Source organism: Streptomyces bungoensis, from assembly GCF_001514215.1.
GTDB classification, from domain to species: Bacteria; Actinomycetota; Actinomycetes; order Streptomycetales; family Streptomycetaceae; genus Streptomyces; species Streptomyces bungoensis.
Window position 1 is genome coordinate 370886 of the sequence record NZ_KQ948852.1, and the last position, 20414, is coordinate 391299.

Sequence of the window (20414 nt, forward strand, 5' to 3'; positions counted from 1 at the left end):
CCGTAGCCCCCGGGCGGCGGTCCGAAACCGCCGGGTGGCGGGGCACCGCCCGGCCGGTCGGGCGGATCGGGTGGGACGGGCGGCGGCGACATGCCCTCCACAGTCACCGCCGTCCGGTCACGACACCACCCGCGCGCGGAAGCTGATACCGGCTCACGTCATGGACGGTGCGATTCCGTCGCAACTCATCACGCGAAGCCGTTCAGCCCGCCGAAGCCGCGCGCGCACCCGCACGCGCGCGTGGGTGATCAGCCCCGCGCCCCCAGCAGGTGGTCCATCGCCAGCTGGTCGAGCCGCTCGAAGGCCATCCCGCGCGCGGCGGCCGCCTCCACGTCGAAGTCCTCGAAGGCGCCGCGGTCGGCGAGCAGGGCCTCGAGGCCGTCCGCCGCGGTCGGCTGGGCCAGCTGGTCCAGCCGCGAGGCGCGCAGCGCTTCCTGGACCTCCGGGTCGGCGCGGAAGGCGGCCGCGCGCTCCTTCAGGATGAGGTAGTTGCGCATGCAGCCCGCCGCCGACGCCCACACGCCGTCGAGGTCCTCGGTCCGCGGCGGCTTGAAGTCGAAGTGCTTCGGGCCCGCGTAACCGGCGCTCTCCAGGAGGTCGACGAGCCAGAAGGCGGCCCGCAGGTCGCCGGCGCCGAAGCGCAGGTCCTGGTCGTACTTGATGCCGGACTGGCCGTTGAGGTCGATGTGGAAGAGCTTGCCCGCCCACAGGGCCTGCGCGATGCCGTGCGGGAAGTTGAGCCCGGCCATCTGCTCGTGGCCGACCTCGGGGTTGACGCCGTACAGCTCCGGGCGCTCCAGGCGCTCGATGAAGGCCAGCGCGTGGCCCACGGTCGGCAGCAGGATGTCGCCGCGCGGCTCGTTGGGCTTGGGCTCGATGGCGAAGCGGATGTCGTAGCCCTGGGAGGTGACGTACTCGCCGAGGAGGTCGAAGGCCTCCTTCATGCGGTCGAGCGCGGTGCGCACGTCCTTGGCGCCACCGGACTCGGCGCCCTCGCGGCCGCCCCAGGCGACGTACGTCTTCGCTCCCAGCTCGACGGCGAGGTCGATGTTGCGGATCGTCTTGCGCAGCGCGTAGCGGCGGACGTCGCGGTCGTTGGCGGTGAACGCGCCGTCCTTGAAGACGGGGTGCGTGAAGAGGTTCGTGGTGGCCATCGGCACGGTCAGGCCGGTCGCGTCCAGAGCCTGGCGGAAGCGCTTGATGTGGGACTCGCGCTCGGTCTCGGTGGATCCGAAGGGGATCAGGTCGTCGTCGTGGAAGGTGACCCCGAAGGCGCCGAGCTCGGCCAGGCGCTGCACCGTCTCGACCGGGTCGAGGGCGCGGCGGGTGGCGTCGCCGAACGGGTCCCGTCCCTGCCAGCCGACGGTCCACAGTCCGAAGGTGAACCTGTCCTCGGGGGTGGGCTGGTAGCTCATGCCGTGGCTCCTTGCTGCGTGCTATTTCGTCATGGCCGTTTACAAATTAGTATGCCGGAGCACCTCTGGGAAGAGACAAGGTGTCTTTGCCGACAAAGTGTCTTTGGCGGCAGGCCTCGCAGAGCCGCGGAACAGGAGAGCCCGATGTCAGCAGCCGAGGGTCCGCTCGTCGTCGGTGTGGACACGTCCACCCAGTCCACGAAGGCGCTGGTCGTCGACGCGGCGACCGGAAGGGTCGTGGCGAGCGGCCAGGCGCCGCACACCGTGTCCGCCGGTGCGGGCCGGGAGAGTGATCCGCGTCAGTGGTGGGACGCGCTGTGCGAGGCGCTGCGCCAGTGCGGCGAGCCGGCGCACGAGGCCGCCGCGGTGTCGATCGGCGGCCAGCAGCACGGCCTGGTCACCCTGGACGAGCGGGGCGAGCCGGTGCGGCCCGCGCTGCTGTGGAACGACGTCCGCTCGGCGCCGCAGGCCCGCCGGCTCGTGGAGGAGCTGGGCGGCCCTAAGGCCTGGGCCGAGCGCACCGGCAGCGTGCCCGGGGCGTCGTTCACGGTGACGAAGTGGGCGTGGCTGGCCGAGCACGAGCCGGAGGCCGTCCGTGCCACCCGGGCGGTGCGGCTCCCTCACGACTACCTCACCGAGCGCCTCACCGGCCAGGGAACCACCGACCGCGGCGACGCCTCGGGCACCGGCTGGTGGGCGTCCGGGACGGAGGCGTACGACGAGGAGACGCTGGCGCACGTCGGGCTCGACCCGGCGCTGCTGCCCCGCGCGGTGCGGCCCGGTGAGGTGGCGGGCACCGTGCGCGGCGGTCACGACCTGCCGTTCTCCAAGGGCACCCTCGTGGCGCCCGGCACCGGTGACAACGCGGCGGCCGCGCTCGGTCTGGGGCTGCGGCCGGGCACGCCGGTGCTGAGCCTCGGCACGTCGGGCACGGTGTACGCCGTCTCCCGGCACCGCCCGGCCGACCCGACCGGGACGGTGGCGGGCTTCGCCGACGCGCACGGGGACTGGCTGCCGCTGGCCTGCACCCTGAACTGCACGCTCGCCGTGGACCGCGTGGCGGCCCTGCTGGGCCTGGACCGCGAGGCGGTCGAGCCCGGCACCGCCGTCACCCTGCTGCCCTACCTGGACGGCGAGCGCACCCCGAACCTGCCGAACGCCTCCGGCCTGCTGCACGGTCTGCGGCACGACACGACCGGCGGCCAGCTGCTGCAGGCGGCCTACGACGGCGCGGTGCACGCACTGCTCGGCGCGCTCGACCTGGTGCTGGACGAGGACGCGGACCGCACCACCCCGCTGCTGCTGATCGGCGGCGGAGCCCGCGGAACCGCCTGGCAGCAGACGGTACGGCGGCTGTCGGGTCGGCCCGTCCAGGTGCCCGAGGCCAGGGAACTGGTGGCCCTCGGCGCGGCTGCGCAGGCGGCGGGTCTGCTGACCGGTGAGGACCCGGCCGCGGTGGCCCGCCGCTGGAACACCGCCGCGGGCCCGGTGCTGGAGGCCGTGGAGCGGGACCAGGCGACACTCGACCGGATCAGCGGGGTACTCTCCGACGCGGCCCCGCTGCTGGAACGGGGAACGGACGCGCACTGAACCCGGCCCGGAGCCGGGCCGGCCGCAGACACCGAGGACTGACGGAGGCATGACCGCACCGCTGCACGACGGCCGCCCATCCGGCCCGGGCCGCTCCCTGCCGGACACCCAGCAGGGCATGCGGCGCCGCAACCTGTCCCGGGTGATGCACGCCGTCGGCTCGGAGGGTCCCCTGTCGCGGGCCGCGGTCGCCTCGCGCATCGGTCTGACGCGGGCGGCGGTGTCGTCCCTCGTGGACGAACTGATCCGCTGGGGACTGCTGGAGGAGCTGGGTCCGGAACGGCCGGGCCGGGTGGGCCGGCCCGGTTCGGCGCTCGCGGTCAGCGGGCGCGGCCCGGCGGGCATAGGCGCGGAGATCGGCGTCGACCATCTGGCCGTGTGCGCGGTCGACCTGCGCGGCACCCTGCGGGCGCGGGCCGTGCGGCACGGCGTGAACCGGGGCCGCGCTCCCGGGCCGGTGATCGCGGAGCTGACGGAGCTGGTCCACCAGGTGGTGGCCGCCGCGGACGGTGAGGGTCTGTGGCCCGCCGGACTCGCGGTCGCGGTGCCCGGACTGGTGGCCCGCGACGGCCGTACGGTCGTACGCGCCCCGAACCTCGACTGGCACGACACGGACCTGGGCGCCCTGCTCCCCGGCGGCATACCCCTGAGCGTGGACAACGAGGCGAACTTCGGTGCGCTGGCCGAGCTGTGGCTCGGCACCGGCACCCCGCACGACTTCCTGCACGTCTCGGCCGAGATCGGCATCGGCGCCGCGGTCGTGGTGGACGGGCAGCTGCTGCGCGGCAGGCGGGGCTTCGCGGGTGAGCTGGGCCATGTGCCCGTGCACCCGGACGGGCCCGCCTGCGCGTGCGGGGGGCGCGGCTGTCTGGAGCAGTACGCCGGTGAGGAGGCGGTGCTGCGCGCGGCCGGGCTGGAGCCGCGCGAGGAGGACCGGGTCGGCCTGCTCGCGGACCGGGCCGAGAAGGGCGACGAGGCCGTCCGGCAGGCGCTGCGGGACGCCGGTACGGCTCTCGGCATCGCCCTGACCGGGGCCGTCAACCTCCTCGACCCCGAGACGGTCGTCCTGGGCGGCGCCCTCGCAGCCCTCTCCCCCTGGCTGCTGCCCTCCCTGGAAGCCGAACTGACAGGCCGTACGACGGGACCGGCCTGCCCGGTGACGGTGTCCGGGTTGGGCTCCGAAGGCCCGCTGCTGGGCGCCGCGCACTCGGTCGTCCGTACGGTTCTCGACGATCCGGCGGCGGTGGCGGAGCGGCTCTGACAGTCCGCCAGGCACGACTCTGACGGCGCGACGGGCCCGGCAGACTCGGCTCTGACGGTTCGGCAGACCCGGGCTCCGACGGTTCTCCCGGGCAGCGCCCCCCAGCGCGGGACAAAGGGTCCGGCGGCTCGTCCCGGCGGGCCGATCTCACCCGATCGGGTGGCCCAGTTGTCCACAGATCGCGCCCTGTCCACGGATCCACGGCACGCCCTTCTGCCCAACTCCCCCACGCCGTAACGTGATTCGCACGAGGCGCAGCCGCCGGTCCGTTCGCGGCGGTGCGCCCGCGGAACGAGGGAGCGCCTCCACGCCGAGTGGGAGTGCGCCGACACGCATCGGGGGAGCAATGCAACGGCCGGCCGCACCACCCGCACCGCCCCTCGGCACCCGCCATCCAGCCGCCACTCGCGCGCATTCGGTGTGCTGGACGCGTGTCGCTTCGCCGGCCGGGCGATCACGTCGCCATCGTTCTGCTCGCACCGGCAAGCGATGCCCCCCACACCCGCCTCCGAAAGGCAGCAGCCGATGGACACCGACCGGCCCGGACCACACCTCGACAGACGACGCCTCCTGAAGGGCGCGGCCCTCGCCGCCGTCCCCCTCGCACTGCTCCCCGCCACCCGCGCGGGTGCGCGGGAAGCCGACGACTACCCGCCGACCGAATGGCAGCCGGCCTACTCCGGCAACTACACCTCCTCCACCCGCCCGGGGTCCTACACCGTCGACCGTGTGATCATCCACGTCACGGAGGAGACGTACGCCGACACCCTGGCGATCTTCCGCGACCCGCAGAGGCAGGTGTCCGCGCACTACGTCGTCCGCTCCGCGGACGGGCACGTCGCCCAGTGCGTCCGGGAGGCGGACATCGCCTGGCACGCGGGCAACTGGGGTTACAACACCCGCAGCATCGGCATCGAGCACGAGGGCTGGGAGGACCAGCCCGCCTACTTCACCGACGCCCTCTACGAGCAGTCCGCCAGACTGACGGCGGCGATCTGCGCCCGGTACGGGATCCCCAGGGACAGGGAGCACATCATCGGCCACTACCAGGTGCCCGGCACCGACCACACCGATCCGGGGCCCGCGTGGGACTGGGTCCGCTACATCAGACTGGTCAATATCGCCTAGGCGCATCGGACGGACCGGTTGTCCGTACCGGCAGGGCGCGTGACGATGGGCGCAGCCTTTTCGTCGTCCGGGGAGGACGAGTGACCGATCCATGGGTGGCCCTGGAACCGGGGACCGACCCCGCCGAGCGCGTGCGGGCGCTGCGCCGGGCGCACGAGACGTTCACCAGGGCCGGCACGGTGCCGCGCCCGGTGCGGTCGGTGGTGGCCGAGTCCTGGCGGCGCAGCGCCCGAGCCGGCGTGGGCCCGGACGGCACCGCGAGCGTGGAGCTGACCGACGGCGACCTCGGCGCCTACCGGGCCGAGCATCCGCTGGCCCGGGTGATGCCGCTGTTCCGGGAGCTGATGGGGACGTTCGCAGCCGACGGCGAGCACCTGCTGGCGGTGTGCGACGCCCATGGCAGGCTGCTGTGGGTGGAGGGGCACCCGGCGACCCGGCGCCTGGCCGACCGGATGAACTTCGTGCCGGGGGCACGCTGGTCGGAGACGGCGGTCGGCACCAACGCGCCGGGGACCGCGGTCGCCCTGGGCCGGCCGGTGCAGGTGTTCGCGGCGGAGCACTTCATACGGCGGGTGCAGCCGTGGACCTGCGCCGCCGCACCGGTGCACGATCCGCACACCGGTCGGGTCCTCGGCGCCGTGGACATCACCGGGGGCGACGGGCTGGCGCATCCGCACAGTCTGGGCTTCGTACGGGCGGTGGCGCGGGCGGCCGAGTCGCAGTTGGCGCTCCTCGCCCCGCCCCGGCGGACCGAGGACACCGCCGTGCTGAGCGCGCTGGGCCGCGACGAGGCCGAACTGCGTCTGGAGGGACACCGGATACGGCTCAGCCGCCGGCACAGTGAGATCCTCGTTCTGCTCGCCCGCCACCCCGAGGGCCTGACCGGGGACGAGCTGCTGTGCGCGCTCTACGAGGACGAGTCGGTGACCCCGGTGACGCTGCGCGCCGAACTGGCCCGGCTGCGGCGGCTGGTGGGTCCCGGGCTGCTCGCCTCGCGGCCGTACCGGCTGACGGTGGCGGTCGAGTCCGACGCCACCGTGGTGGAGCGGCGGCTGCGGGCGGGTGCGCTCACGTCGGCGCTGGCGGCGTACACCGGTCCGCTGCTGCCGGGCTCCCAGGCCCCGGCGGTCGTGCGGCTCCGCACGCGGCTGACCGACGGCCTGCGGACGGGGCTGATCGCCCACCGCGACCCCGACCTGCTGGCCGACTGGGCGCACGCGCCGTGGGGGGAGGACGACGTGGAGGTGTGGCGTGCCCTGGCGGCGGTGCGTCCCTCGGCTCCGGTGCGGGCGCGGCTGGCCGCGCTGGAGGCCGAGCTGAGCCTGCCGGCCGGGCCCGCCCTGCCACCGGTACGGGCCCGCCGACCTTCCATACCGCCGACGCGGCGCACGACGCAGGTGCCGCGACCGTAGATGCCGCAACGTAGGTGCAACGTCCGCCCGCCTAGCCTCGCGCCGGAAGCTGCCCAACGGCGGGCAGCGCTTCACCGGGAGGCAGACCAGCATGACCCGTTACGCGGCGCCCGGCACCGAGGGCGCGATCGTCTCCTACCAGGCGCGCTACGACCACTTCATCGGCGGGGAGTACGTGCCGCCGACGCGCGGGCAGTACTTCGAGAACCCGTCGCCGGTCAACGGACAGCCGTTCACCGAGATCGCGCGCGGCACCGCGGAGGACGTGGAGCTGGCGCTGGACGCGGCGCACGCGGCAGCGCCCGGGTGGGGCCGTACGCCGGTGGCGCAGCGGTCCGACATCCTGCTGAAGATCGCCGACCGGATGCAGGCTCACCTCGAGCCCCTCGCGGTGGCCGAGAGCTGGGAGAACGGCAAGCCGGTGCGGGAGACGCTGGCGGCCGACATCCCGCTCGCCATCGACCACTTCCGCTACTTCGCGGGCGCCATCCGCGCGCAGGAGGGTTCGCTGGGCGAGATCGACGACGACACGGTCGCCTACCACTTCCACGAGCCGCTCGGGGTGGTGGCGCAGATCATCCCGTGGAACTTCCCGATCCTGATGGCCGCCTGGAAGCTCGCGCCGGCGATCGCCGCGGGCAACGCGGTCGTGCTCAAGCCCGCGGAGCAGACCCCGGCGTCCATCCACTACTGGATGAGCCTGATCGCCGACCTGCTGCCGCCGGGCGTACTGAACATCGTGAACGGCTTCGGCGTGGAGGCGGGCAAGCCGCTGGCGTCGAGCCCGCGGGTGGCGAAGGTGGCGTTCACCGGGGAGACCACGACCGGGCGGCTGATCATGCAGTACGCCTCGGAGAACATCAAGCCGGTCACCCTGGAGCTGGGCGGCAAGTCCCCGAACATCTTCTTCGACGACGTCTGGGCGCACGACGACGACTTCCGGGACAAGGCGCTCGAGGGCTTCACGATGTTCGCGCTCAACCAGGGCGAGGTGTGCACCTGCCCCTCGCGGGCGCTGGTCCAGCGCGGCCACTACGCGGAGTTCGTCGAGGCGGCCGTGGCCCGTACCCGGCAGATCAAGCCGGGGCATCCCCTGGACACGGACACGATGATCGGCGCGCAGGCCTCCAACGACCAGCTGGAGAAGATCCTCTCCTACCTGGACATCGGCCGCCAGGAGGGCGCCAAGGTCCTCACCGGCGGGGAACGCGTCGAGTACGACGGCGAGCTGAAGGGCGGCTACTACGTCCAGCCCACCATCTTCGAGGGCGACAACCGCATGCGCGTCTTCCAGGAGGAGATCTTCGGCCCGGTCGTCTCGGTGGCCTCCTTCGGCGACTTCGACGACGCCATCAAGATCGCGAACGACACGCTGTACGGCCTCGGCGCGGGCGTGTGGACGCGGGACGCCAACACCGCCTATCGCGCGGGCCGCGCGATCCAGGCGGGTCGCGTCTGGACCAACTGCTACCACGCCTACCCGGCTCACGCGGCGTTCGGCGGCTACAAGCAGTCGGGCATCGGCCGCGAGACGCACAAGATGATGCTGGAGCACTACCAGCAGACGAAGAACCTGCTGGTGAGCTACTCGCCGAAGAAGCTGGGCTTCTTCTAGAGCCTGCAGTCGGGTTGCCTGGAGGCATCGTTGCGTTCCAGGCAACCCGACAAGGGACGGGGGGTCAGGCGTCCTCGTCGAGCATGGCGGCGGTCAGGACGGTGCCGCCGAAGCCCCAGCCGCCGTCGACGACCTCGTCGATCAGTACGAGGGTGTGGGGGCGGGCCCGCTCACCGTAGATCTCCGCGTACAGGTCGGTGGTGCGCTCGATGATCTTCTTCTTGTCCTCGGCGGTGACGGTGCCCGCGGGAACCTTGAAGTGGGCGAAGGGCATGGGTGTCTCTCCCTGAGTGGGATTCCGGTCGAGCGGGTTTCTTCCGTGAAGCGGAGGCATGTGGTCCGAGGGCGTCCGGCCATGGGTCGCTCCTCGGGCGGCGCCGGAGTGGTCAGGAGCCGGTCACACCATGCCCCCGTTGGCGCGCAGGATCTGGCCGTTCACCCAGTGCCCTGCCGGGCTGGTGAGGAAGGCGACCACCTGGGCGATGTCCTGCGGGGTGCCCAGCCGCTCCAGCGGCGGGGTCTTGGCGAGCCGGTCGATCTGCTCGGGCGTCTTGCCTTCGAGGAACATGTCCGTGGACGTGGGGCCCGGGGCGACGGTGTTCACGGTGATGTCCCGCCCGCGCAGCTCCCGGGCAAGGACCATGGTCATCGACTCGACGGCGCCCTTACTCGCCGCGTACGCGCCGTAGGTCGGGAACTGCGTGCCCACCACGGACGTCGAGAACCCCACGAACGAACCGCCCGGGCGCAGTCGCCGGGCGGCCTGCTGGGCCACGACGAAGGTGCCGCGGATGTTGGTGCGATGCATGGCGTCGAGCGCCGCCAGGTCCAGTTCGGCGATGGGCGCCAGGGCCATCCGGCCGGCCGAGTTCACCACGACGTCCACACCGCCGAACTCCTCCTCCGTCCGGTCGAACAGCGCGGCGACCTCCTTCTCGTCCGCCACGTCCGCCTGTACCGCGATCGCCCGGCCGCCGGCGGCGCTGATCGCCGCCACCGTCTCCTCGGCGGAGGCCGCGTCCCGGGCGTAGTTCACGACGACGGCCAGGCCGTCCAGAGCGAGCCGATGGGAGACCGCCCGGCCGATGCCGCGCGATCCGCCGGTGACGACAGCGACCCGTAGGGCCGCCGGAGTGGTGTGATTCGTAGCCATGTCCTCCACGATGCGGGGGCTCCGGCCTGCGGAACCAGGGGATGTCATCCCCTGTGTCCGTGGTGCGGCCGGACGCAGAATGGGAGGCATGGGTTCTGTGAGACACACCGAGCTGGGGGTCTTCCTGCGTTCCCGGCGTGAGCGCATCCGTCCCGCCGACGTGGGACTGCCGTCCGGCCCCCGGCGCCGGGTGCCCGGGCTGCGCCGCGATGAGGTCGCGCAGCTCGCCGGAGTTTCGGTGGACTACTACAACGAACTCGAACGCGGAGCCGGGTCCCAGCCCTCCGAGCAGATGATCGCCGCGCTGGCGAGGGCACTGCGCCTGACCGCTGACGAGCGCGACTACCTCTACCACCTGGCGGACCGACCGGTGCCCGTGCACGGCTCAGCCGCCTCGCACGTCCACCCCGGCATGCTCGACCTGCTCACTCGTCTGACGTCGACACCCGCGCAGGTCATCACCGACCTGCACGTCACTCTGGTACAGAACCCGCTCGCAGTGGCGCTGCTCGGGGACCACTCCGGCTTCCGGGGCTCCCGGGCCAGCTTCGTCCACCGATGGTTCACCGACCCCGCCGCCCGGCACCTGTACCCCGCAGCCGACCATGCGAAGCAGTCCCGCGCCTTCGTCGCAGACCTGCGCGCAGCCGCCGCCAGACGAGACGCCAAGGACACCGAAGCCAGCTCGATGATCGGCTCGCTGCTCGGCGCCTCTCCCGAATTCGCCGCCCTGTGGGCCGACCACGACGTGGCCTTCCGGCGCGACGACCGCAAACGCCTCAACCACCCCGCGCTCGGCCTGATCGAGGTCAACTGCCTCAACCTGTTCAGCGAAGACGGCCGGCAGCGACTGCTCTGGTTCACCCCCGCAGTCGGCACCGACAGCGCCGACGCCCTCGACCTCCTCGCCGTCATCGGCACCCAACAGGTCATCGAACCGACACCCTGACGTCCTGCCCTCCCCCGGCCTCGCCGCTTCGGCTGGGGCGATCAGGGTCGTCGAGGGGCGAGTGTCCGATCGAGCGGCGCGGCGTCCAGCGGCTCCGGCATGCGGGCCACCGTGCAGGCGAAGCCGGTGCCCCGTGAACCGGCACACCTCGTCATTCCGGAAGGATGCGGAACTCGAACTCGGGACGGTCCCACATCACGGCGGGCGGGTTCGCGAGCGCGGTCCCGCTGCGCACCGCACCGACGCGGTGGTAGAAGTCCTTCGCGGGAAGATGTGACACGACCTTGACACGGTCGAGCCCGGCGGCACGTGCCTCGGACTGCATGTGCGCCACGAGCAGCCGTCCGATACCCCGCCCTTGCACTTCGTCGGCGACGAACAGCAGGTCGAGCTCCGGTGGAGCGAGGACGAGCGCGTAGAACCCGAGGACCCGGCCTCCGTGTTCGTCGGCGCCGACGGCCACAAAGGTGCGGTGGGCCTCGATGTAGTCAGGGCCGACCCGGTAGCCCGCGACCGCGGCTGCGTACTTGCCCTCGTAGGCGCCTGAGCCACGCACGAGCCGCGTGAGCCGTTTGGCATCCCGCGCGACGGCCCTCCGTATCGTGATCGGCTCGCTGATCGGGGAAGTGCGTGAACTCATCGGGAGAGTACTTCGCACCGGGGGGTGCCTTCGTGCGGCGGGTCGGCTGCTCGTGCAGGCGCTCCTGCACCGCTCCCCGGAGAAAGGGGAGGGCGTCGGCCTCGGCGGGTGCCGCAGGGACCGACCACTGCACGCTGCCGGGCGGCCGCGCCGGGCAAGGGTTTGCACCCTCCGGGATCAACGCGGTCCCACGCGCCACTGTCCGAGTTCCAAGTGAGCGTCCCGGGCCGGCCCGCGGACCGGACGGCATCCCTGTGGAAAGCCCCCTCAGGCGAGCCGTGGACGCGACGAGTCGTTCCGGCCGCTCTACCTGACCGGACCTTCGTCTTCTCCCGGCTGTTCGTCAGGCATGTCCAGAATGGCCTCTCGGGTGTAGTGAGGGCTCCCTCGGGGTGGGGCCGCCCCGGGGGCCATGAGTTCGGCGAGGAGTCTGCTCAGGTCATCCGTGGACAGCGCCAGACCCAGGGTCTGCACTATGCGCAGGGCGCAGTCCCGGACGGACTGGGCGCTCTGCTCGGGCGCCGCCGTGCTCCTGATCTCGTCACACACTCGGCTGAACTGCTCAGCGCTGATCGTCGGCCTGCTTACCGGTTGCGCCATCGTGCGCTCCTCCTGGATGAACGGGCCGTTCCACCCGCTCTTCCAGAAAGCGCTGAGCACCCGCCGATGGCAACCGGAGCCGGCGCCCGGACGGCGGCGGTCCCAGGCGGGCGCCGAGGACGATTCATCTCCGTGTACGCCCAGCTCGACCCCCGACCGGCATCACGCACGGATTGACGCCTGCTGTGACGGTTCCCAAGCTGTAGGAGGGGCCGGTGGAAGGGGCCGTGGTCGTGAGCAGCAGGCAGAGTGGCCTTCCCCGGCTGCTGACCGCAGCGGAGAGGGCGGCGCCGGTGGACGCCGTCGCGGTGGTCGCTGAGGATCTCCGGCGGCGTTTCGGGGCCACGAAGGTGTCGTTCCTCATCGTGGACCTGACGGGCAAGGCGGTGGCACGGCTGGCCACCGCCGTCGGCGTGGAGGGTGAGCAGGAAGCACAGCGGATCCCCATGTTCGGCAGCGTCTACGAGCAGGTGATCCGTACCCAGCGGCTGTACCAGGAGGCGACCGGCCAGGGACAGCGGGTGATCGTGCCGGTCACCAACCGGGGGGACGCCATCGGGCTGCTGGAACTGCTGCTGCCCACCGACCCCGGCGACGACGTCCTCGACGAGGTCGGGGAAGCCGCCCACATCCTGGCCTACATCGTGATCGCCAACGGACGCTTCACGGACCTCTACACCTGGGGCAAACGCTCCAGGCCCCCCACGTTGGCTGCTGAAATCCAGTACCAGCTGCTGCCCCCGTCACTGTCCTGCGAGGCTGCGCAGTTCACGTTGTGCGGGCACCTGGAGCCCTCCGAAGACCTCAGCGGCGACACCTTCGACTACGCGCTGGACCGCAACACCCTGCACGTGTCGGTGACCGACCCCATGGGCCACGACATCGGTTCCGCCCTGGCCGCCACGGTGCTGGTGAGCGCCCTGCGCGGCGCCCGCCGCGCAGGAGCCGGCCTGGCCGAGCAGGCCCACCGGGCCGACCAGGCCCTGGCCGACCACGGCCACGGTCACGCCACCGGGCAACTGCTCCGCATCAACCTCCACACCGGTCGGGCCCAGCTCGTCAATGCCGGCCACCCCTGGCCACTGCGCATGCGCGAGGGGGCTGCGGAAGCGATCGTCTGCGAGGTGGACCATCCCTTCGGGCTGCCCGTGTCCGTGCCCCACCCCTACCGTGTTCAGGACGTCGACCTGCGCCCGGGTGACCGTCTGCTCATGGTGACCGACGGCATGCTCGAACGTCATGGCGAGGCCGTCGACCTGCCCGCCCTGCTGGAGCGCACCCGGGATCTTCACCCGCGGGAGACGGCGCTGACGCTGACGTCGGCGGTCCGGGATGCCGCCGGGGGCCGGCTCGCGGATGATGCCACCGTGATGTGCCTGGACTGGCACGGCCCTCAGCAGACCCTGCGGCAGGTCAGCTCCGGCGCGGACACTCAGCAGGCTTCAGCCGGCCGCGCGAAGCAGCAGCCGTGACCAGGGGCGCTCTCCTGGACGGTGCGGGCCCTGCCGGTACGCCTCGGCGAGCGCGGTGGTGAAGAGCGGAGACGAACCACGCGAGGCAGGAGTCGTCGGCGCACATGCCCCAGACGGGCGGGCCTCCGGACGGACCGAAACGGCCAGGCAGCAGAGGCGGACCCGGTGCCTCGCGGGGCAAGTCCCCGCGGTGAGATGCGGCCCCCGCAAGGTGGCCCGCATCACGGGATCGATGGAGGATGGAAACGGCCACAGGGCGAGCGGACAGGCCCGCTTTCTTGCCTCACGCCGCGACACCGCTGCGGCTCCTTGCCGTTCGCGGATCACGCCTACCGGACGCACGAATCCAGGCGCTCTCATGAACAGCATCTACGCGTTGATCCGAACCGACGGCGGGATCCGGTTCCGCGACGGCATCCCGGACCAGGGCACCGGCGCCGCCTTCGCCATACAGCGGGCCACACGGGGTGGTCACGGCCTCCACGGCGACGCCGGCGACGTCCGGGGTCCCGCCGACACCCATCTGCTCAACCGCATCGCCACCCTTGTCGTGTACGCCCTGGGAGGCCCCAGCCGGTGCGTTTTCGGGGACCTGGCCATCGGCGGCGACCGTTTCGAGTCCGGTTCCGGAGAGACCACGCCCTGCGGCCTTACAGAGGCACAACAGCACCTCATCCGCGACGTCCATGACGCGATCTGTGAGAACGCCGAAGCGGCCGAGGGCGGGGACACAGGTCCTTCGGCGGCCTCTGGCGAGAGGGATGATCGGCATTCGGGACGAGGAGGAGCGGGCGCGTGAGATGCTGGATTTCCGGAGTGCGCTCTGGTCTTCGGACCCCGCGTCCTCACCGGGCATGACATCCCGAGATGGCGACGCGATGACCAAACGGCGGTGCCGGGCTCGTGAGGCCGGCCGGTGTCCCCCGCCGGCGGATGGTCCACCCTCCGTTGGAGGCGGGGCCGGGTGAGCGTCATTGCTCCGTCGCAGCCGCCCGTGGTCGCGCCCGGGGTGGTGTCGGCGGCGGCGGTGTCGGGGGACGATGTCCTTCGTGGGCTAGGTGTCGTCGCCGGGGAGGGCCTGGGGGGCGCGGAGGCCGCGCGACGGCAGGCGCAGTTCGGCCCCAACGCGGTCGCCACGCACCGTGCCCGGGTGCTTCCCGTGTTGTGGCATCAGCTGCGCTCGCCGCTGCTCGGACTGCTGGTGGCGGCCGCCGTCGCGTCTTTCCTGGTCGGAGAGCGCGCCGATGCGCTGATCATCGGGGTGATCGTGAGCGCGTCCGTGGGCCTGGGATTCGTCAACGAGTACCGGGCCGAGAAGGCGGCCGAGGCGCTGCACTCCCAGATCCACCACCAGACGGTGGTCCTGCGGGACGGCCGGGCGACCCTGGTGGATGTCACGGCACTGGTACCCGGTGATGTGGTGGAACTGCGTCTGGGTGACATCGTGCCGGCCGACCTGCGGCTGCTGGAGGTCACCGGTCTGGAGTGCGACGAGTCGGTGCTGACCGGCGAGTCGCTGCCCGTGGGCAAGAATCCCGCTGCGGTCGCGGCCGGGGCGCCGCTGGCGGAACTGTCCGGGTGCGCTCTCATGGGGACGGTCGTCCGGACCGGCGCCGCCCGTGGGGTGGTGGTGGCCACCGGGGCGCGCGCCGAGTTCGGCAAGATCGCCGCCGGGCTCGACACCCACCCGCTCGACACCGAGTTCCAGGTCGGCCTGCGGCGCTTCTCCCTGCTGCTGGTGTACGTCGCGGGCGCGCTGACGACCTCGATCTTCGTGATCAACGTCGCGCTGCACAAGCCGATCATCGACGCACTGCTGTTCTCGCTCGCGATCGCGGTCGGTATCACCCCGCAGCTGCTGCCCGCCGTCGTCTCGACCAGCCTGGCCGCCGGTTCACGCCGGATGAGCCGGCGCAAGGTACTGGTCAAGCGGCTGGTCTGCATCGAGGACCTGGGCGATGTCGACGTCCTGTTCACCGACAAGACCGGCACGCTGACCATGGGCCGCATCGAGTACATGCGAGCCGTTCCCGCCGGCGGCCACAGCTCCGAGGCGGTCGTACGGTGGGGGCTGCTCAGTACCGAGAACGCGGCACGGGACGCTCAGGACGTCGGCGGGAGTCCGCTGGACCAGGCCCTGTGGCGGTCTCCGGCCGCCGCGGGCGCGCGGTCCGCGCTGGACGGCTGCACACGGCTCGCGGTGCTTCCCTTCGATCACGAGCGCCGTATGATCTCGGTCCTCGTGCGGGACGGGGACGGTCGTTCACGCCTGGTCACCAAGGGGGCTCCGGAGTCCGTCCTGGACCGCTGCGTCGAGGTCCCGCCGGCGGCACGTGACGCGCTGGCGGCGGAGTTCGCCGCGGGGAACCGGGTGGTCGCCGTCGCCACCCGGTCCGTCGCCTCCGGAACGCGGGCCGTCAGTGCCGAGGACGAGCGGGAGCTGAGCCTGGCCGGACTGCTGGTGTTCCTCGACCCGCCCAAACCCGACGCCGCCACCGCTCTGTCCAGGCTGGCCGCTCTCGGTGTCACGGTGAAGGTCGTCACCGGCGACAACGCCGCAGTCGCCGCCAAGGTCTGCCATGACCTGGGGCTCACCGAAGCGGGCACGATGACCGGCGGCGAGGTCGACGCCCTGGACGACGCACAGCTGGCCGACGCGATCAGCAGGACCACCGTCTTCGCCCGAGTGAGTCCCGAGGCCAAGGCCCGGATCGTTCATGCGCAACGGCGCAGCCGCGGCGGCGTGGCGTTCCTGGGCGACGGAGTCAACGACGCACTGGCTCTGCACGCGGCCGACGTGGGCATCTCCGTCGACTCGGCCACCGACGTCGCCAAGGACTCAGCCGACGTCATCCTGCTGGAAAAGGACCTCAACGTCCTCGCCGACGGTGTGGCCGAGGGGCGCAGGATCTTCGCCAACACCATCAAATACGTGTTGATGGGCACCTCGAGCAACTTCGGCAACATGGCCTCCGCCGCGGGCGCCTCGTTGTTCCTGTCCTTCCTGCCGATGCTCCCGTCGCAGATCCTGCTCAACAACCTCCTCTACGACAGCAGTCAGCTGGCCATCCCGACGGACAACGTCGACGAGGAGCAGCTGCGCAAGCCCTCGCACTGGGACATCGCCTTCATCCGCCGCTTCATGATCTCCTTCGGGCCCCTCAGCTCCGTGTTCGACTTCGTCACCTTCGGCGTCATGCTCTGGGTCTTCCACTCCGGCCCGGCCCAGTTCCGCTCCGGCTGGTTCGTCGAATCGCTGGCCACCCAGACTCTGGTGATCTTCGCCATCCGCACCCGGCGCGTCCCGTTCTTCCGCAGCCACCCCAGCCTGCCGCTGACCCTCGCCGCGCTCGGCGTGGTCACCGTCGGCGCGGTGCTGCCGGCCACCCCGCTCGCCCACACCCTGGGCTTCCAGCCACTTCCCGGGGCGTTCTTCGCCACGCTGGTCGGCATGATCCTCGGCTACCTGGCCCTCATCGAGATCGGCAAACGGCTCTTCTACGGGGCCGCGGCCGTGGCACCCCCGGTGTCCGGGCGCTACGCCGGCCGCCGCCACCTGCGGCGCCGTGCCGGGCGCTTCAGCACTGCCGCGGCCCGCCCCACGCCGGTCGACGGCCCGTCATGACGCAGACCTTCGACCGGCGCGCGGGAGGCACGGCAGATAAGCGCGACACCATGCGGTGACTCACGGCGCATGTGCGCGGTGAGTCACCTCAAGGCCCGGGGCCGCGGGGGGCCACTCACCTGGTCTCGGGCGCCCCGTTCGGTTCCGGCACGCGAGCGGACTCCGTCAGTCCGAGGGCCGCTACGGGCGCAGGGGACGACTGCGCCGAGGTGGCGGCCGCCGTCGCTTCGCGGGCGAGGAAGGAGCCGAGTTCGCCGATGGTGCTCATCAGCGGTGCCGGGAAGACGACGGTGGTGTTCTTGTCCACGCCGATCTCGACCAGGCTCTGCAGGTTGCGCAGTTGCAGGGCGAGCGGGTGGGCCATCATCGTGTCGGAAGCGTCGCCCAGGGCGGCGGCGGCCAGGGACTCGCCCTCGGCGTTGATGATCTTGGATCGCTTCTCCCGCTCGGCCTCGGCCTGCCGGGCCATCGCGCGCTTCATGGTCTCGGGCAGCTGGATGTCCTTCAGCTCGACCAGGGTGACCTCGACACCCCATTCGGTGGTGGTGCCGTCGAGGATCTGGCGGATGTCCAGGTTGATGCGGTCGGTCTCGGACAGGGTCTCGTCCAGGGTGTGCTGGCCGACGACCTTGCGCAGGGTGGTCTGGGCGATCTGGTCGATCGCGGAGTTCACGTTCTCGATCGCGATGACCGACTTGACCGCGTCGACCACGCGGAAGTAGGCCACGGCGGAGACGTCGACGCTGACGTTGTCCTGGGTGATGATGCCCTGGGACTGGATCGGCATGGTGACGATACGCAGCGAGATGCGGTGCAGGACGTCGACGAACGGGATGATGAACCGCAGCCCGGGTCCGCGTGTCCCCACCAGACGGCCGAACCGGAACAGGACACCGTTCTCGAACTGCCGGACGATCCTGATCGCCATCGCCAGCCCGATCAGGACCAGAACGGCCAGCACCACCAGGACCACGATCAAGGCGGCCATGTTTCGCTCCCTCGGAGGATGGACCCGGGGCGACGGGGCACCTGGTCCGGGAAGGCGTCGCCGCAGCGGGAGACCGGGTGGCGCGAGACCGTTTCTCGGCCTCACCTCGAGTCTGCTCCGCCCGCCCTGCGGGACAGCAGGGCCGGTCGGCCCTGCTGTCCCCGTGACCGGCACTTGTATGCGTCCGCCTGCTCCCGTGCCCCGGAAGTCGAGGCTGATTGTGCCGACCCGGGGGCGCCGAAAGGTCAAGGTGGCGGACCGCTCGCCGACGAGTTGGACGGGGCCGAGGGGTCGGGGGCCGGTTCCGGCGAGGGCGCGGAGGCGGGCGTCGCGGCTGCGGACCTGGTCCTGGGCTTCGAGTTGGAGGTCGCCGTCGTCGTCGGCCGCGAGGGCGGCGACCTCACGCCCGGGCGGGCACGCGAAGGTCGCCTACGCCTCCCGCGGCACCCGGGTCGTGCCCGGTGACGTCCTGGGCTCCGGAACCTGCGGCAACGGCGGCTGCCCGGACGAACTGCGGGGCGTACGCGGCGAGCGGACGCCGCTCCCACTGGGGCCCGGCGGCATCGTCACGCTCACCGTCGAGGGCGTCGGCACCGTAGTCCCCGGTCCCGAGCCCGTGCCCCGGCCCGCCGGCCGGCGCAGGTCCCGGGCTCGGCCGTGAGGCCGGAGCACGGGACCGGCCGGCTCAGCCGCCGCTCTTGCGCCTGAACGACCGCTGGCTCGCGGCCGGGCCGTGCGCCGCGCGGACCTTCGACGCATCGGGGTTGGCGGCGACGTCGGCGGCGTCCGCCTGGGCACCGCGCTTGCGCGCGAGGGCTTCGCGGAACTTGCGCTTGAGGTCGTAGTTGCCGTCGCCGTCCGGCACGACAGCGGACGTGTCGGCGGCAGCCGGCTCCGAACCTTCCGTGGATACGGGCTCTGCGGTCATGGTGACCTCCTGGGTTCGGGGGTGGGTGAGCAGGCACAGCTTGTCATGCCGGGGCGCAGGGTGGTGCGCCGGAAGTCCGCTGCCGGGGCGACCGCTCTCAGCCGTTGCGGCGTACGAGGGCCGCCTTGCGGGCCTCGGCGAGCTTGCGGGCCTCGCCGCCCTTTCGGGACCTGCCGCCGCCGCGGGAGGGGTCCTTGCTGGTACCGAGGCCGCGGAAGGGAGCGTTGGTGTTCTTGGGCCGGGGGACGGCGGGTCCGCCGTCCAGCGGGGTGCCCGAGGGAGCCTTGGCACCGGTGATCCGGCTCAGCTCGGCCTCGCCCGAGCGCACCTTGGTGACGGTCGGCTCGATGCCGGCCTCGGCCATCATGCGGCTCGTCTCACGGCGCTGGCCCGACAGCACGAGCGTGACCACGCTGCCGGACTCGCCGGCGCGGGCGGTGCGGCCCGCCCGGTGCACGTAGTCCTTGGGGTCGGTGGGCGGGTCGACGTTGACGACGAGATCGAGGTCGTCGACGTGCAGGCCACGGGCCGCGACGTTGGTCGCCACCAGAACGGTGACCTGGCCGTTCTTGAACTGCGCCAGGGTCCGTGTGCGCTGCGGCTGGGACTTGCCGCTGTGCAGGGCTCCGGCGTGCACCCCGCTGGCCCGCAGATGCCGGGTGAGCTGGTCGACGGCGTGCTTGGTGTCGAGGAACAGCAGCACGCGGCCGTCGCGGGCGGCGATCTCGGTGGTGACGGCGTAGCGGTCCGGGCCGTGGACCACCAGGACGTGGTGCTCCATCGTCGTGACCGTGCCCGCGGACGGGTCTACCGAGTGGACGACGGGATCGTGGAGGTAGCGGTGGACCAGCTGATCGACGTCGTGGTCGAGCGTGGCCGAGAACAGCATCCGCTGGCCGTCGGGGTGCACCTGGTCGAGGGCTTCACCGACCTGCGGCAGGAATCCCAGGTCGCACATCTGGTCGGCCTCGTCGAGCACGGTGATCCGTACCCGTCCCAGGCGGCAGGCGTTGCGCTCGATCAGGTCGTGCAGGCGTCCGGGGGTGGCGACGACCACCTCGGCTCCCTGGCGCAGCTCGGCGATCTGACGGCCGATCGACATGCCGCCGACGACCGTGGCCATGCGCAGCCGCAGTGCCTCCGCGTACGGCGCCAGCGCCTGGGTGACCTGCTGGGCCAGCTCCCGGGTGGGCACGAGGACCAGCGCGAGGGGCTGCTTCGGTTCGGCACGCCGCCCGGCCGTACGCGTCAGCAGCGGCAGGCCGAAGGCGAGCGTCTTGCCCGAGCCGGTGCGCCCGCGCCCCAGGACGTCGCGCCCCTCCAGGGCATCGGGCAGCGTGGCGGCCTGGATCGGAAAGGGTTCGCGCACCCCGAGTTCGCTCAGGGTCCGCAGCACCTCCGCCGGCAGTCGCAGACCGGCGAAGGAGACGGCCGGGGGCAGCGCCGGGGTCGTGGCCTCGGGCCGGCCGGGACCGCCGTGAGCGGTGCCGGAGTCTTCGGGGTGCTTCATGAACCGCCTTCCGCAGGGGAACGTACCGAGGAAGGCCCGGCAGGTTGGAACAGCCCACACGAACGGAACCGAACAGGCAGAATCGCCCACCGCGACGACCACGCAAACGCGTCAGGCTAACACAAGCG

At 72.0% G+C, this 20414-nt stretch carries 16 protein-coding genes and 1 pseudogene; 10 read left to right on the forward strand and 7 right to left on the reverse strand.

The annotated features are described in order from the left end of the window. Positions 1-248: 248 nt before the first annotated feature. Positions 249-1415: a xylose isomerase gene (gene xylA / locus AQJ66_RS05965; protein ID WP_061917626.1), complete on the reverse strand. Its 1167-nt coding sequence runs from the start codon at positions 1413-1415 to the stop codon at positions 249-251. Positions 1416-1559: 144 nt separating this feature from the next. Here xylA and xylB point away from each other — a divergent pair, with 144 nt between their 5' ends. The 5 genes from xylB (at position 1560) to adh (ending at position 8421) form a co-directional block, all read left to right on the forward strand. Next, positions 1560-3005, forward strand: a complete 1446-nt coding sequence (gene xylB / locus AQJ66_RS05970; protein WP_061917629.1) for a xylulokinase — start codon at positions 1560-1562, stop codon at positions 3003-3005. Between the two features lie 49 nt (positions 3006-3054). Next, on the forward strand, positions 3055-4266 hold the full coding sequence (locus tag AQJ66_RS05975; RefSeq protein WP_061917632.1) for an ROK family transcriptional regulator: 1212 nt from the start codon (positions 3055-3057) through the stop codon (positions 4264-4266). Between the two features lie 525 nt (positions 4267-4791). Then, positions 4792-5394 (forward strand): N-acetylmuramoyl-L-alanine amidase, encoded by a 603-nt coding sequence (locus tag AQJ66_RS05980; RefSeq protein ID WP_061917635.1) that lies wholly within the window; start codon positions 4792-4794, stop codon positions 5392-5394. Positions 5395-5474: 80 nt separating this feature from the next. Then, the gene (locus tag AQJ66_RS05985; RefSeq protein ID WP_061917638.1) at positions 5475-6806 is read left to right on the forward strand and encodes a GAF domain-containing protein; all 1332 of its coding nucleotides are present in this window, start codon (positions 5475-5477) and stop codon (positions 6804-6806) included. 91 nt (positions 6807-6897) lie between these two features. Further along, positions 6898-8421: an aldehyde dehydrogenase gene (gene adh, locus AQJ66_RS05990; RefSeq protein ID WP_061917641.1), complete on the forward strand. Its 1524-nt coding sequence runs from the start codon at positions 6898-6900 to the stop codon at positions 8419-8421. Positions 8422-8485: 64 nt separating this feature from the next. Here adh and AQJ66_RS05995 read toward each other — a convergent pair whose 3' ends face one another. After that, positions 8486-8695 (reverse strand): tautomerase family protein, encoded by a 210-nt coding sequence (locus AQJ66_RS05995; RefSeq protein ID WP_061917645.1) that lies wholly within the window; start codon positions 8693-8695, stop codon positions 8486-8488. A 123-nt stretch (positions 8696-8818) separates the two neighbouring features. Further along, positions 8819-9574, reverse strand: a complete 756-nt coding sequence (locus AQJ66_RS06000; RefSeq protein ID WP_061918318.1) for an SDR family oxidoreductase — start codon at positions 9572-9574, stop codon at positions 8819-8821. A gap of 79 nt (positions 9575-9653) precedes the next feature. Between AQJ66_RS06000 and AQJ66_RS06005 the strand changes: the two genes are divergently transcribed. Next, positions 9654-10523 carry a helix-turn-helix transcriptional regulator gene (locus tag AQJ66_RS06005; RefSeq protein WP_279617309.1) on the forward strand — a complete coding sequence of 290 codons (870 nt, stop codon included), beginning with the start codon at positions 9654-9656 and terminating at the stop codon, positions 10521-10523. A gap of 151 nt (positions 10524-10674) precedes the next feature. Here the strand turns inward: AQJ66_RS06005 and AQJ66_RS06010 are convergent, their stop codons facing one another. Further along, entirely contained in the window at positions 10675-11163 is a 489-nt protein-coding gene (locus AQJ66_RS06010; RefSeq protein ID WP_061917652.1) for a GNAT family N-acetyltransferase, read from the reverse strand. A gap of 893 nt (positions 11164-12056) precedes the next feature. On the opposite strand from AQJ66_RS06010, the gene AQJ66_RS06020 reads away from it, so the two are divergent. From AQJ66_RS06020 to mgtA, 3 genes are all read left to right on the forward strand, one after another. Further along, entirely contained in the window at positions 12057-13235 is a 1179-nt protein-coding gene (locus tag AQJ66_RS06020) for a PP2C family protein-serine/threonine phosphatase (RefSeq protein WP_061917659.1), read from the forward strand. A gap of 358 nt (positions 13236-13593) precedes the next feature. Then, the gene (locus AQJ66_RS06025; protein ID WP_061917662.1) at positions 13594-14034 is read left to right on the forward strand and encodes a hypothetical protein; all 441 of its coding nucleotides are present in this window, start codon (positions 13594-13596) and stop codon (positions 14032-14034) included. A gap of 210 nt (positions 14035-14244) precedes the next feature. Next, on the forward strand, positions 14245-16860 hold the full coding sequence (mgtA, locus tag AQJ66_RS06030; RefSeq protein ID WP_279617310.1) for a magnesium-translocating P-type ATPase: 2616 nt from the start codon (positions 14245-14247) through the stop codon (positions 16858-16860). A gap of 115 nt (positions 16861-16975) precedes the next feature. Here the strand turns inward: mgtA and AQJ66_RS06035 are convergent, their stop codons facing one another. Beyond that, positions 16976-17848, reverse strand: a complete 873-nt coding sequence (locus AQJ66_RS06035) for a slipin family protein (RefSeq protein WP_061917668.1) — start codon at positions 17846-17848, stop codon at positions 16976-16978. Positions 17849-18275: 427 nt separating this feature from the next. Between AQJ66_RS06035 and AQJ66_RS39965 the strand changes: the two are divergent. After that, a pseudogene (locus AQJ66_RS39965) lies at positions 18276-18509 on the forward strand (fumarylacetoacetate hydrolase family protein); the annotation flags it as partial. Positions 18510-18533: 24 nt separating this feature from the next. Here the strand turns inward: AQJ66_RS39965 and AQJ66_RS06050 are convergent. Together AQJ66_RS06050 and AQJ66_RS06055 are read right to left on the reverse strand one after the other, a co-directional pair. Further along, positions 18534-18776 carry a DUF5302 domain-containing protein gene (locus AQJ66_RS06050; protein WP_061917678.1) on the reverse strand — a complete coding sequence of 81 codons (243 nt, stop codon included), beginning with the start codon at positions 18774-18776 and terminating at the stop codon, positions 18534-18536. 97 nt (positions 18777-18873) lie between these two features. Beyond that, entirely contained in the window at positions 18874-20286 is a 1413-nt protein-coding gene (locus AQJ66_RS06055) for a DEAD/DEAH box helicase (RefSeq protein WP_061917681.1), read from the reverse strand. Positions 20287-20414: the final 128 nt, after the last annotated feature.

Coding starts and splice junctions, on each gene's coding strand:
- xylA (WP_061917626.1), bottom strand. CDS start 1,415: ATGAGCTACCAGCCCACCCCCGAGGACAGGTTCACCTTCGGACTGTGG.
- xylB (WP_061917629.1), top strand. CDS start 1,560: ATGTCAGCAGCCGAGGGTCCGCTCGTCGTCGGTGTGGACACGTCCACC.
- AQJ66_RS05975 (WP_061917632.1), top strand. CDS start 3,055: ATGACCGCACCGCTGCACGACGGCCGCCCATCCGGCCCGGGCCGCTCC.
- AQJ66_RS05980 (WP_061917635.1), top strand. CDS start 4,792: ATGGACACCGACCGGCCCGGACCACACCTCGACAGACGACGCCTCCTG.
- adh (WP_061917641.1), top strand. CDS start 6,898: ATGACCCGTTACGCGGCGCCCGGCACCGAGGGCGCGATCGTCTCCTAC.
- AQJ66_RS05995 (WP_061917645.1), bottom strand. CDS start 8,695: ATGCCCTTCGCCCACTTCAAGGTTCCCGCGGGCACCGTCACCGCCGAG.
- AQJ66_RS06000 (WP_061918318.1), bottom strand. CDS start 9,574: ATGGCTACGAATCACACCACTCCGGCGGCCCTACGGGTCGCTGTCGTC.
- AQJ66_RS06005 (WP_279617309.1), top strand. CDS start 9,654: ATGGGAGGCATGGGTTCTGTGAGACACACCGAGCTGGGGGTCTTCCTG.
- AQJ66_RS06010 (WP_061917652.1), bottom strand. CDS start 11,163: ATGAGTTCACGCACTTCCCCGATCAGCGAGCCGATCACGATACGGAGG.
- AQJ66_RS06025 (WP_061917662.1), top strand. CDS start 13,594: ATGAACAGCATCTACGCGTTGATCCGAACCGACGGCGGGATCCGGTTC.
- AQJ66_RS06035 (WP_061917668.1), bottom strand. CDS start 17,848: ATGGCCGCCTTGATCGTGGTCCTGGTGGTGCTGGCCGTTCTGGTCCTG.
- AQJ66_RS06050 (WP_061917678.1), bottom strand. CDS start 18,776: ATGACCGCAGAGCCCGTATCCACGGAAGGTTCGGAGCCGGCTGCCGCC.
- AQJ66_RS06055 (WP_061917681.1), bottom strand. CDS start 20,286: ATGAAGCACCCCGAAGACTCCGGCACCGCTCACGGCGGTCCCGGCCGG.